9 protein-coding genes are annotated in these 12,953 nt (G+C 72.8%); 6 read left to right on the top strand and 3 right to left on the bottom strand.

Features of this window, described 5'->3' with window-relative positions:
- Window positions 1-110 precede the first annotated feature (110 nt).
- The 5 genes from H0524_RS08925 to H0524_RS08905 all read left to right on the top strand — a co-directional run bounded on the left by H0524_RS08925 (window position 111) and on the right by H0524_RS08905 (window position 8,444).
- Window positions 111-2,528, top strand: coding sequence for a bifunctional diguanylate cyclase/phosphodiesterase (locus tag H0524_RS08925; RefSeq protein WP_180198218.1), 2,418 nt, complete (start codon window positions 111-113; stop codon window positions 2,526-2,528).
- Between the two features lie 152 nt (window positions 2,529-2,680).
- The gene (gatC, locus tag H0524_RS08920; protein WP_018220804.1) at window positions 2,681-2,986 is read left to right on the top strand and encodes an Asp-tRNA(Asn)/Glu-tRNA(Gln) amidotransferase subunit GatC; all 306 of its coding nucleotides are present in this window, start codon (window positions 2,681-2,683) and stop codon (window positions 2,984-2,986) included.
- On the top strand, window positions 2,983-4,458 hold the full coding sequence (gene gatA, locus H0524_RS08915) for an Asp-tRNA(Asn)/Glu-tRNA(Gln) amidotransferase subunit GatA (protein WP_180198217.1): 1,476 nt from the start codon (window positions 2,983-2,985) through the stop codon (window positions 4,456-4,458). Before gatC ends, gatA begins: the two co-directional genes overlap by 4 nt.
- Before the next feature lie 13 nt (window positions 4,459-4,471).
- Entirely contained in the window at window positions 4,472-5,971 is a 1,500-nt protein-coding gene (gatB, locus tag H0524_RS08910; RefSeq protein ID WP_180198216.1) for an Asp-tRNA(Asn)/Glu-tRNA(Gln) amidotransferase subunit GatB, read from the top strand.
- A 115-nt stretch (window positions 5,972-6,086) separates the two neighbouring features.
- Entirely contained in the window at window positions 6,087-8,444 is a 2,358-nt protein-coding gene (locus H0524_RS08905) for a transketolase C-terminal domain-containing protein (RefSeq protein ID WP_180198215.1), read from the top strand.
- Between the two features lie 35 nt (window positions 8,445-8,479).
- Here the strand turns inward: H0524_RS08905 and H0524_RS08900 are convergent, their stop codons facing one another.
- Window positions 8,480-10,060, bottom strand: coding sequence for a metallophosphoesterase (locus H0524_RS08900; RefSeq protein ID WP_180198214.1), 1,581 nt, complete (start codon window positions 10,058-10,060; stop codon window positions 8,480-8,482).
- 238 nt (window positions 10,061-10,298) lie between these two features.
- Complete coding sequence (locus tag H0524_RS08895) at window positions 10,299-11,465, bottom strand: sorbosone dehydrogenase family protein (RefSeq protein WP_180198213.1); 1,167 nt, start codon at window positions 11,463-11,465, stop codon at window positions 10,299-10,301.
- An 80-nt stretch (window positions 11,466-11,545) separates the two neighbouring features.
- Between H0524_RS08895 and H0524_RS08890 the strand changes: the two genes are divergently transcribed.
- A complete protein-coding gene (locus H0524_RS08890) occupies window positions 11,546-12,463 on the top strand; it encodes a 2-hydroxyacid dehydrogenase (RefSeq protein WP_180198212.1) in 918 nt (305 codons plus the stop codon).
- On the opposite strand, the gene H0524_RS08885 is transcribed toward H0524_RS08890, so the two are convergent.
- On the bottom strand, window positions 12,457-12,846 hold the full coding sequence (locus H0524_RS08885) for a PH domain-containing protein (RefSeq protein WP_180198211.1): 390 nt from the start codon (window positions 12,844-12,846) through the stop codon (window positions 12,457-12,459). The two genes, H0524_RS08890 and H0524_RS08885, sit on opposite strands and share 7 nt — an antisense overlap.
- Between the last annotated feature and the right edge of the window lie 107 nt (window positions 12,847-12,953).

Raw genomic sequence — 12,953 nt, 5'->3', positions numbered from 1 at the left:
CGACTACGACCGATTCGTGACTGTCGTAGGGGGAATTCCGGCTCCTGGGGCGTTTCATGGGGGACACGGCGTACATCTGGGTGCGCCGACCCTGACCCGCGGGAGGTGTGATGGCGACGGCCGACCCGCGCAACTTCGTCCCACCAGGACGGAGCGCGCCGTTCTTCGCCTTCGTGGCGGTGGTCCTCGCCGCGGCCGCGCTGACGTCGGCAGCTCCGTTGCTGGCCCTCCCCGACCAGGTGTTCCGGCTGCCCGCCGCGTTCTGGACCATGGCGGTGCTGGCGGTCGCCGGAGACGCGTGGCCGTTCGTCCCGCCGGGGCGGCGGCGGTCCTCGGTCATGTTTCCGTCAATCTGCTTCACCTTCGCGATCCTGCTCGGCTGGGGGCTGGGCCCGGCGGTCGCCGTGCAGGCGGTGGCGGTCGTGGTGGCCGGAGTCCGCATGGGGCACGCCAGCTGGCGAATCGCCTTCAACGCCGGGCAGTACGCCTGTGCCCTCGCCGCCGCCCATGTCCTGATCGGCCTCGGCCCGGGCGACCTGGTCGGTGGCGGGCAGCTGAGCGGGACCGACGTGGTCGCGGTCAGTGGCGCGATGCTCGCCTGGTTCACCGTCAACTTCGGGCTGGTCAGCGCGGCGGTGTGGCTGCGGTTCGGGGCACGTTGGCGGCCGGGGATGGGTTTCGAGCTGCTCTCCACCGGTTCGCTGCTGCTGCTCGCGCCGGTCCTGGTCACCGCGGCCCAGGCGAGCGCGGCGCTGGTCCCGCTGGTGCTGGCGCCGCTGTTCGCGGTCTACCAGATGGCCCGGCTCAGCGCCGAGCAGCAGCAGCTCGCCTCCCTCGACCCCCTCACCGGCCTGCCCAACCGGAAGGCACTGGTCGCCGAGGTCGGCGCGCGGCTGCACCGGCACGCGGAGCGGGCCGCGGATGGCTCGGCGCCGGCCCGATTGGCGCTGCTGCTGCTCGATCTGGACCGGTTCAAGCACGTCAACGATGCGCTCGGGCACGCCGTCGGTGATCGGCTGCTGGTCGAGGTGAGCGCCCGGCTGACCGAGGTCGCCGACGGGGACCTGGTGGCCCGGCTCGGCGGGGACGAGTTCGCCATCGTGCTGACCGGGCTGACCGACGTCGCCGAGGCACGTGACCGGGCGGGCCGGGTGGTGGCCGCGCTGGCCGAGCCGGTCACGCTGGACGGGCTGCCGCTGGATGTGGGCGGGTCGATCGGGGTCGCGCTCTTCCCCGACCACGGTGAGGACTTCACCACCCTGATGCGCCACGCCGACGTGGCCATGTACGACGCGAAGCAGCGCAACGACACGGTCGCCGTCTACGTGGCCGAGTCCGACCACAACTCGCCCGAGCGGCTGGGCCTCCTGGCCGACCTGCGCCGGGTCCTCGCCTCCGGGCTCCGCCCCGATGCGGACGGCGGCGGGGCGGACCCGGGGTGCAACGGTGTGGCGCGTCCGACGCTCGGCGGCGCCGGTGCGGTGCTGCCCGGCACGAGCGGGCCGAGCCCGGGCCGGTGGTCGCGGTGGGGCCGACGGCAGCGCGTACACGTGGTCCACTCCGACGAGCTGATCCAGCGGATCGTCACCGCGGCCGACCCGATTCGCCGCCGTACCATCGTCGGCCCGGCCGGACTGCCGGCCGCCGGCGAGACCGTTGCACCGCTCGCCGCCGCCACCGATGGAGCCGGTGGGCCGGAGCCCACCGCAGCGGTGGGGCGCGCCGGTGGTCTGGCGGACCCGGCCGGCGCGGGTGAGATCACCATGTACTACCAGCCGCAGGTCGCCATCGCGACCGGGGAGGTGGTCGGGGTCGAGGCGCTGCTGCGCTGGCGTCACCCCCGGCGCGGGATGGTCGACCCGGAGGAGCTGATCCGGGTGGCCGAGCAGAGCGCGGTGATGCGCCTGCTCACCCTCCGGGTCATCGACGACGTGGTGGCGCAGCTGGGACGGTGGCAGGCGGCGGGTGTGGTCCTCCGGGCCGCCCTGAACGTCAGCGTCCGGGACCTACACACCGGGGAGATCGCCGACCGGATCGCGGAGCGACTCCTCCGGCACGACGTACCGCCGCAGCGCCTCCAGCTGGAGATCACCGAGGGGGCGTTGATGGCCGACCCGCGGCGGGTGCTCGCCACCATCACCCGGCTGCACCGACTCGGCGTGGGGATCGCCCTGGACGACTTCGGCACCGGCTTCTCCTCCCTGCAACACCTGCGGCGGCTACCGCTTACCGAGGTGAAGGTGGACCGCTCCTTCGTGCTCGGGATGACCGAGGACGCCGACGACGCGGCGATCGTCACCTCGGTGGTCGAGCTGGCCCGGGCGCTCGGGCTACGGGCGGTCGCCGAAGGGGTGGAGGACGAGCGGACCTGGCGGATGCTGCACGCGATCGGCTGCGACGCCGCGCAGGGCTGGTTCTATGCCCGGCCGATGCCGGCCGAGGAGCTTGTCACCTGGCTGGCCCGGCATCGTCCGGTCCGCCCGGCGGCAGGCCCGGGGGCGGCCGTCGGGCCGCGCCCCGCCCGTTGACCGGTGCCCCCCCGCCGCCGGGCCGCCCAGGGGGGAGTCGAGGCAGCGGCGCCGGGCGGGAGCAATAGACTCGCTGCGGTCACCGCGGGTAGCGCAGCACCGCCCGCGGTCGGCGCGGACAGATCAGCAGGACAGCCACGAAGGGGGCACCGATGGCCGCCATCTCCCGCGAGGAGGTCGCGCACCTGGCGCGACTGTCGCGGCTCGCCGTGACCGAGGAGGAGCTGGCTACCCTCGCCGGCCAACTCGACGTGATCCTCCAGGCAGTCGCCCAGGTCGGCGAGGTGACCGCGGCGGACATTCCGCCGACGTCGCACTCCGTGCCGCTGACCAACGTGCTGCGCGACGACGTGGTGGCGTCGTGCCTGACGCCCCAGGAGGCGCTGTCGGGCGCGCCCGACGCCGCTGAGCAGCGGTTCCGCGTACCGCGGATTCTGGACGAGGATGTGGCTTCATGACCGACCTGACCAGCTACTCCGCCGCCGAACTCGCCGGCCTGGTGGCGCGGGGCGAGTCCTCGGCGGTCGAGGTCACCCAGGCGCACCTGGACCGGATCTCGGCCGTGGACGACCGGGTGCACGCCTTCCTGCACGTCGACACGGAGGGTGCCCTCGCCGCCGCACGCGACGTCGATTCGCGCCGCGCCGCCGGTGCGGCGCTCGGCCCGCTGGCCGGTGTGCCGGTGGCGGTCAAGGATGTGCTCACCACGAAGGGTGTACCGACCACCGCCGGGTCGAAGATCCTGGCCGACTGGCGCCCGCCCTACGACTCCACGATCGTGCGGCGGCTGCGGGCGGCCGGCACGGTGATGCTGGGCAAGACCAACATGGACGAGTTCGCGATGGGCTCGTCCACCGAGTACTCGGCCTTCGGGCCGACCCACAATCCGTGGGATCTGAGCCGGATCCCGGGCGGCTCCGGCGGCGGCAGCTCGGCCGCCCTGGCCGCGTACGAGACGCCCCTGTCGATCGGTTCGGACACCGGCGGCTCGATCCGGCAGCCCGGGGCCGTCACCGGCACCGTCGGCGTCAAGCCCACCTACGGGGGGACCTCCCGGTACGGCCTGGTGGCCTTCTCGTCCTCGCTGGACACCCCCGGCCCCTGCGCCCGTACGGTGCTGGACGCCGCGCTGCTGCACGAGGCGATCGGTGGCCACGACCCGCTCGACTCGACCTCGATCCCCGCGCCGGTGCCGGACGTGGTGGCTGCCGCCCGGCTCGGTGCCGGCGGCGACCTGACCGGGGTGCGGCTGGGCGTGGTCCGGGAGTTCGCCGGGGAGGGCGCCGAGCCGGGCGTGCTGGCGGCCTTCCGGGCGGCGGTGGAGACGCTCACCAAGCTGGGCGCCGAGGTCGTCGAGGTCTCCTGCCCGCACTTCCAGTACGCGTTGCCGGCCTACTACCTGATCGCCCCGAGCGAGTGCTCGTCGAATTTGGCCCGCTTCGACGGGGTCCGGTTCGGCCTGCGGGTCGGTGACGACGGCGTCCGGTCGCTGGAGGAGGTCATGTCGGCGACCCGGGAGGCAGGTTTCGGCCCGGAGGTCAAGCGGCGGGTCATGCTCGGCACGTACGCCCTCTCGTCGGGCTACTACGACGCGTACTACGGTCAGGCGCAGAAGGTGCGCACGCTGATCAGCCGGGACTTCACCACCGCCTTCGAGCAGGTCGACGCCCTGATCTCGCCGACGACGCCGTTCGTCGCGTTCCCGGTCGGGGCGCGCACCGCCGACCCGTACCAGATGTACCTGGCCGACCTGTTCACCATTCCGAGCAACCTGTATGGCGGGCCGGGCATCTCGGTGCCCTGTGGCCTCGCCGACGGGCTGCCGGTCGGCCTGCAGGTCATGGCACCGACGATGGCCGACGACCGGATGTACCGGGTCGCGGCCGCGCTGGAGAGCGCCGTCGGCCCGTTCACCCCACCGGCACTGTGAGGCAGGAGCACCGATGACGACGACACTGCCCGCGTACGACGAGGTCGTCGCGCGCTACGAACCGGTGATCGGCCTGGAGACCCACGTCGAGCTGGGTACGAACACCAAGATGTTCTGTGGCTGCCCGACCGACTTCGGTGGGGCGCCGAACACCCGGGTCTGCCCGGTCTGCCTGGGGCTGCCCGGCTCGCTTCCGGTGGCCAACCGGGCGGCCGTGGAGGCGACCATCCGGATCGGGCTCGCGCTGAACTGCTCGATCGCGCAGTGGTGCCGGTTCGCCCGGAAGAACTACTACTACCCGGACATGCCGAAGAACTACCAGATCAGCCAGTACGACGAGCCGCTCTGCGTGGACGGCTACCTGGATGTCGAGGTGAACGGCGAACCGGTGCGGATCAGCATCGAACGGGTGCACATGGAGGAGGACACCGGCAAGACCCTGCACGTGGGCGGGGCCACCGGCCGCATCCACGGCGCGACCGAGTCGCTGGTCGACTACAACCGGGCCGGCATCCCGCTGGTCGAGATCGTCACCAAGCCGATCCCCGGCGCCGGCGCGATGGCGCCGGAGGTGGCCCGGGCGTACGTCACCGAGCTGCGCGACGTGCTCCGCTCGCTCGGTGTCTCCGACGTCCGGATGGAGGAGGGGTCGCTGCGCTGCGACGTCAACACCTCCCTCAACCTCCCGGGTGAGCAGTGGGGTACCCGGACCGAGACGAAGAACGTCAACTCGCTGCGGTCGGTGGAGCGCGCGGTGCGCTCCGAGATCATCCGGCAGGCGTCGGTGCTCACCGCGGGCGGCCGGATCACCCAGGAGACCCGGCACTTCCACGAGGACACCGGGGACACCACCTCCGGCCGGTCCAAGGAGACCGCGACCGACTACCGGTACTTTCCGGAGCCGGACCTGGTGCCGGTCGCGCCGGACCCGACCTGGGTGGCCGAGTTGAAGGCCGCGCTGCCGGAGCTGCCGCGGCTGCACCGGCGTCGCCTCCAGCAGGATTGGGGCCTGTCCGACCTGGACATGCAGTCGATCCTGAACGCTGGCGCGGTCGAGCTGATCGAGGCGACGATCGCGGCGGGCACCACCCCGGCCGCCGCCCGCAAGTGGTGGCTGGGCGAGCTGTCCCGCCGGGCCAACGAGACCGGGGTGGAGCTGGCCGACATCGGCGCCACCCCGAAGCAGGTTGCCGAGTTGCAGGGCCTGGTGGACGCCGGCAAGCTCACCGACAAGCTGGCCCGTACGGTGCTGGAGCACGTGGTCGCGGGAGAGGGCTCGCCGGCCAAGATCATGGCCGACCGCAAGCTGGAGGTGGTCTCCGACACCGGCGCGCTGACCGCGGCGGTGGACGAGGCGATCGCCGCCAACCCCGCCATCGCCGACAAGGTCCGCGGCGGCAAGGTGGCCGCGGCCGGTGCCCTGGTCGGCGCGGTCATGAAGACCACCCGTGGCCAGGCTGACGCCAAGACCGTGCGTGAGCTGATCCTGGAGCGCCTCGGCGTCCAGGGCTGACGTGCGCGAAGGGCCCGCCGGCTGGCTGCCGGCGGGCCCTTCCTGCCACCCCTCGACGGGTCCTTCCTGCCCACCCCTCGGAGGGCGCCAACGGCGGCGCCCGGATGGAGTCCCCGTGAAACAGCACGACCTTGCTGTCCTCGACGAGATCCAACGCCGGGTACTGTGGCTCGCCACCCGCATCGTGGACGCGGCCAACCACGACCGGGACACCGGCGACGGCGTGAAGGTCGGCGGACACCAGGCGTCCAGCGCATCGCTGGTCACCGCGATGACGGCGCTGTGGTTCGCGCACCTCGACGCCGAGGACCGGGTCGCGGTGAAGCCGCACGCCTCCCCGGTGTTCCACGCCATCCAGTACCTGCTCGGCAACCTGGACCGGTCGTACCTGACCCGGCTGCGCGCCCGCGGTGGCCTCCAGTCGTACCCGTCCCGGACGAAGGACCCGGACGAGGTCGACTTCTCCACCGGCTCGGTGGGCCTGGGCGCGGCGGCGCCGCTTTTCGCGGCGGTCACCCGCCGCTACGTGGACGCGCACTTCGGCGCCCGTCCCCGGTCCCGGTTCGTCGCCCTCATCGGCGACGCCGAACTGGACGAGGGCAACATCTGGGAGGCGGTCGCCGACCCGGCCACCGCCGGGCTGGGCAATGTGATGTGGCTGGTCGACTTCAACCGCCAGTCGCTGGACCGGGTCGTGCCGGGCATCCGGATCGACCAGTGGCGGGGCCAGTTCGAGGCCGCCGGCTGGCACGTCGTGGAGGTCAAGTACGGTCGCCGGCTCGCCGCCGCGTACGCCCGGCCGGGTGGGGCGGCGCTGCGGGACTGGATCGACCGGATGCCGAACGAGCAGTACCAGTCGCTCTTCGGCCTCGCCGGGCCGCTGCTGCGCAAGCAGTTCCTCGACGGCGCGCCGGCGGGAATCGCGGAGTTCATCGCCGACATCCCCGACGACGAGCTGGGCCCGCTCGTCACCGACCTCGGCGGGCACGACCTGGCGGCGGTGCTGGAGGCCTACGCCCAGTGCGACGCGGTCATCGACCGGCCCAGCGTGGTCTTCGCGTACACGGTGAAGGGCTGGGGGCTGCCGATCGCCGGCAACCCCCGGAACCACTCGGCGCTGCTCACCACCGCGCAGGTGGACGCGTTGCGGACCGTGCACGGCCGCACCCGGGACACCGAGTGGGACCGGCTCGACCCGGCGTCGGCGGCCGGTGTCCGGGCCGGGGAACGCCGGGAGGCGCTGTCCCGGGCACCACGCACGCGGGCACTGGGCGTCAGCGTCCCGGAGACGACCCGGGTACGCGCCACCAAGCCGGTCTCCACCCAGGAGGTCTTCGGTCGGGTCCTGGTTGACCTGTCCCGTGACCCGCAGGTCGGGCGTTACCTCGTCACCACCGCACCGGATGTGGCCACCTCGACCAACCTGGCCGGGTTCATCAACCGGTCCGGGGTGTTCGCGCCCACCTCGCAGCGTGAGTGGTCCGAGGACCGGATGCTGCGGTGGACGGAGAGCCCGGCCGGCCAGCACATCGAGCTGGGTATCTCGGAGATGAACCTGTTCCTGCTGCTCGGCCAGCTCGGCCTGGCCTGGGACCACTCCGGGCAGCCGCTGCTGCCGGTCGGCACCGTCTACGACCCGTTCGTGCTGCGGGGCCTGGACGCCTTCCTCCACGGCACCTACTCCGGCGCCCGGTTCGTGGTCGCGGGCACCCCCTCGGGGGTCACCCTGGCGCCGGAGGGGGGCGCACACCAGTCGACGCTCACCGCCAGCGTCGGCTTGGAGCTGCCCGGGGTCACCTTCGTCGAGCCCGCCTACGCCACCACCCTGGACTGGCTGCTCTGTGACGCGTTGGGGCAGATCGCCGGGGGTACGGCGCCGGCCGCGACCGCCGCGCCCGGGGAGGACGGCGGGTACTACTTCCGACTCAGCACCCGCCCGGTTGACCAGGCTCCGTTCGCGGCGGCCCGGAGCCGGCTCGGCGACGCGGTACTGCGTCGGCAGGTGCTCGCCGGCGCCTACCGGCTGGTCGACGCCCACCAGGCGTACCCGCACCTCGCCGACGCCCCGGTCGTGCAGCTCGCCGCCTCCGGTGCGGTCCTGCCCGAGGTGCTCGCCGCCGCGGCCGAGTTGGCCGAGGAGGGGATCGCCGCGCACGTCGTGGACGTCACCAGCCTGGACCGCCTCTACCGGGCCTGGCAGCGCACCCTGCGCCAGGGGGTCCGCACCGCCACCGTGCCGAGCGTTCCGGGCGCGCTGCGGTCGGCCTTCGTCGACCGGGTGCCGGTGGTCACCGTGCACGACGCCGCGTCGCACGCGATGGCGTGGCTCGGCTCGGCGGTCGGCGCTCCGGCGGTGCCCCTTGGCGTGGACGAGTTCGGTCAGTCCGGCAGCGTCGCCGAGCTGTACGAGCTCCACGACCTGTTGCCGGGCAGCATCGTGAACGCCGCCCTCGCCGCGCTCTCCCTGCGCTGACCGGTCGGTGACCGCCGGCTCGTCCGGCGGTCCGGTCAGCGGGTCGGGGTGGGGGTGACCGGGGCGGGGGCTCCGGCCTTCGGGTCCGCCACGATGTGCCGTTCGAGGTTCACCTGGGCCTGGCCGGTGCCGCCGACCGTGATGTCGTCATACGCCTGGAGCAGTTTCTCCTCGTCGAAGTAGAGGACGGTCATCGACAGCGGGGTGGGCTCCTCGCCCTCCAGGCCGCGCAGGCCGGCGCCACCGGTCGAACCCTGCACCATCAACAGGGTGGGGGTTTGGTCCGGCTGCTGGGGTAGCCGGTACACCTCGCGGTTGTGGGTGTGTCCGGCGAGTACCAGCGGGGTGGCGCCGGAGAGGGGCCCCGCCGAGGCGGGGTCGTGCACCAGCGCCAGGTCCACCGGCCGGGGTGCGCTACGGGCGGTTGCCGCCAACTGTTCGCCGGTGCCGATGAGCTGGTCGGCTGTCTCCCCGGTCAGGTTGCTGCCCGCCGGTGAGGTGCTCTTGTCCGGCGTGAAGCGGGGGTCCCCGATGCCGGCGATGGTCAGCCCGGCGACCACGGTGGTCGCGTTGTCCAACACGATGGCGTTGCGCTGCTGGGCCACGGCGGCGGTCGTACCCCCCGAGTCGTGGTTGCCGCGGATGTAGACGTAGGGCTTGCGGAGGAGCCCGATCGAGTCGACGTAGTTCGCCTCCGGCTCGCTGCCCCAGTCGGTGATGTCGCCGGTGTCGACCACGACGTCGATCCCGAACTGCTCCACCACCGTCTGGATGACCTGCCAGGCGGCCGGGTTGAGGTGCAGGTCGGAGATGTGCAGCACCCGGGTGGTGCCGGGCTGCGGCTCGAAGACCGGCAGCTCCGAGACGGTGGAGTAGAGCTGGCTGACGTTGCCGACCAGGCGCTGGAGCTGCTCGGCGTAGCGGGTGTAGTCGTTGGCGATCCGCTGGACGTCGCCGACCAGCGCCGGCGCATTGACCAGCAGCCCCTCGTAGCGGGGTTCTTCGATCGCCTGCGGTCGCAGGGTGGCCGCCGCGGTGCCCAGGCTGCCCGCGGTGATCGCGAGCGCGAGCACCCCCGCCCAGGCCGTACGGCGGGTGTCGCGGAACACCAGCAGGGCCAGCAGCAGGGTGACCAGCACCGTGGCGGCGACCGTACGGACACCGAGGCGCAGGACGCCTTCCCGGATGTCGTCGACGGCGGTCTGGCTCGCTCGGTCGAGGCTCTCCGGGTCGTGTAGCAACGCCTCGGTGCGGTCCTGATCGAGGGCGCCGAACTGCACGGTCAGCTCGGTCGGCCCGTCGTGGCTGTCCAGCAGCAGCGCGCCCAGCGGCGGGATGTCGATGGTGGTGCCGCCGTGCAGCGCCGGCGTCACCGTCAGGTTCGCCTGGAACGGTCCGACCTCGGTGCTGACCCGGCCGCCGGCCAGCGTGCCGATCAACACCCCGGCCAGGGTGACGGCGAGTACGGCCAGGGTCATCCCGGCGGCGCGCAGCGCCCGCCAGCGGTTCGAACGACCGCCGGCCCGCCGGTGCCGTCGCCGGAGCCGCCGGCCCCAGCCCGTCTCCGGCGGCTGGCCGCCTCGGCTGTCCTGCTGCTCGTTCTCCTGACCGTCCATGCTGAAATTCTGACTCGCCCCGGCGAAAGGCTCGGGAAAATCTGGGCGGGGTGTTGCTCATTGTCGGCACTACCCGGCTTCGCTGTCGGTTTTGTCCGGTCTCACCGTCAGTGTCAACCGACTTCCCGGTCAGCTCTATCTGGTCTTACGGTCAGCTCTACCTGGTCTTACGGTCAGCTTTACCTGGTCTCGCGGTCAGCATCGTCCGGGTCTGCGGTCAGCATCGTCCGGCTCGCGGTCAGCTTCGTCCGGCTGCGCCGTCCGCGAACACCAGTCGCAGGAGACGGTCGTCCTCCGCCACCGGAGCTCCACGCCCGTCGTGGTTCGAGGTGCCCACCCAGAGCGAGCCGTCCGGTGCCGTGGCGACTGCCCGCAACCGGCCGTACTGGTCGGTGAGCAGGTCGCGCGGTTGGCCGAGCGTTGCGGTGTCGGTCAACTCGACCAGCCAGAGCCGCTGTCCGCGCAGGCAGGCCGTAGCGAGGAGCTGCTCGGTCCGGGCCAGTCCGGAGCAGGAGGCTTCCGCCGGCGGCCACGAGACGATCGGGTTGACGTACCGACTGTCGTCGGAGCGGCCCTCGACCTCCGGCCAGCCGTAGTTGCCGCCCGGCTCGATCTCGTTGATCTCGTCCCAGGTGTTCTGGCCGAATTCGACGGCGTACATCCGACCGTCGGCGGCCCAGGTGAAGCCCTGCACGTTCCGGTGTCCCAGCGACCAGACGGGAGAGTCGGGGAAGGGGTTGTCCGGTGCCGGCTCGCCGTCGGTGGTGATTCGCAAGATCTTTCCGCCGAGCCGGTCGCCATCCTGCGCCTGCTCCCGATCGCCGGCGTCGCCGGTGCTGGCGTAGAGCTGCCCGTCCGGGCCGAAGGCGAGGCCACCGCCGTTGTGGGTGCGCGCCTTCGGGATGCCGGTCAGGATCGGACGCGGCGGCTCGCCGAGGGTGAGCCGGGCAACCCGGTTGTCCTGTTCGGCGGTGTAGTAGACGAAGACCGTCTGGTCCCGCTGGTAGTGCGGGGAGACGGCGATCCCCATCAGCCCGCCCTCGCCACCTGCCGTCACCTCGGCGAGGGTCTGGACCACGGTCACCCGCAGCCCATCCGGGTCGGACTCGGGCCCGACCTGGAGGATCCGGCCGGAGTCCCGCTCGGTCACCAGCGCGCCCCCGTCCGGGAGGAAGGCGATGCCCCACGGGACTCGTAGGCCCTTCGCCAACACGGTGGCCACCACCTCCGGCCCGGTGCTCCCCGCATCGGAGGTGGTCGGGGTGGGGAAGGTGGGGGGTTCGCCGGCCGGGTCGGGCCCCGGCTCGCCGAAGCTGCAACCGGTGGCGATCAGCAGCGCCGCGCACGACGCCGCGAGGGTAGCCCGAAAGCGGCGGATGCGCGGGTGCGCGGGACGGGCGCTCACCGGGACCAGGGTAGCGGCCGGTGGGCCGGTGCGGGCCCCGGAGAAGGGCGGGCCGGCCCGAGGCTCTATCGTCGGCGGGTGTGAAGGTGTGGATCCCCCATGAGGACGGCACGTCCCTCCTCGGTGACCTGCCGGCGGGTGTCACGGTGGAGGTGGCGCAGCCGGACCGGCTCCCGTCCCCGGTGACCGACGTCCGGTTCTGGGTCCCGCCGTTCCTGGCCGAGGCGGAGACCACCGACCTGTTGCGGGAGCTGCCGGATCTGGACGTGGTGCAGCTCTTGACCGCCGGTGCGGACGCGTGGGTCGGCCGGATGCCGCCGGGCGTGACGCTCTGTGATGCGCGGGGGGTGCACGACCAGGCCACCTCGGAGTGGGTCGTCGCCGCGATCCTGGCGCACCTGCGCTCCCTTCCCACGCTGGTCCGGGCACAGGACCGTCGGGAGTGGGCCTACCGCGAGGTGGCGCCCACCGACGAACTGGCCGGCAAGCGGGTGCTGATCGTCGGCGCCGGCTCGATCGGCACGGCGCTCGAGGCACGCCTCGCCCCGTTCGAGGTACGCCTCACCCGGGTGGCCCGGACCGCGCGGCCCGGCGTACACGCCGTCGCGGAACTGCCCCGGCTGCTGCCGGAGGCGGATGTGGTGGTGCTGCTGGTGCCGTTGACCGAGCAGACCCGTGGGCTCGTTGACGAGGGCTTCCTCGCGGCGATGTGCGACGGCGCCCTGCTGGTCAATGCGGCGCGGGGGCCGGTGGCGCAGACCGAGGCGCTCGTCGCCGAGCTGGGCACCGGCCGGATCTCGGCCGTACTGGACGTCACCGACCCTGAGCCGCTGCCCGCCGACAACCCGCTGTGGGCGATGCCGAACGTGCTACTCACCCCGCATGTCGCGGGCTCGGTGCAGGGTCTGCTCCCGCGGGCGTACCGGCTGGTGGGCGATCAGATTCGCCGCTGCGCCGCGGGCGAGCCGCCGACCAACGTGGTGGTGGCGGGTTACTGAGTCGACTGGTCGGCCGAGCCAGGTTCGGGCCGCTCGGTGACCGCGACGAGCCGGGGCAGGTCGTCCCGGCGGACGGCGGGCAGCGGGACCGTCTGACCGCCGGTGAGCCGAGCGACCGCCCGGCCAGTTGGGTCCGCGCCCAGCTCGACGATCTGGTCCCAGTGGATCCGGTACTGGCCGGCGAGCGCCCGCAGGCACAGCCCCTGTGCGGTGACGTCGGTGCCGGCCCGCCAGGCCCACCCGCCGAGGAGCAGCGGTACGAGGAGCACCGGCAACAGGTACCACCGGGCGGCGGCCAGCGGCAGGGCGCCGAAGAAGGCGACCACCGCGGCCACCAGCAGGGCCTGGTTGTGCCGGAAGCGGAGGGTGTCGGAGCGGCTCACCCTGTGATGATCCCACCTGGTCCCCAGCGGTGTCGGGACGGGGCGGTCCCGTGCGCCGCGGGTGGTGACACGGTCGATCACCGCCAGGAGTGCGGGGCTCCGAACCG

It is taken from the genome of Salinispora sp. H7-4, assembly GCF_013416675.1.
Taxonomy (GTDB): Bacteria; Actinomycetota; Actinomycetes; order Mycobacteriales; family Micromonosporaceae; genus Micromonospora; species Micromonospora vitiensis.
This window is presented reverse-complemented; position numbering and strand designations above follow the sequence as displayed.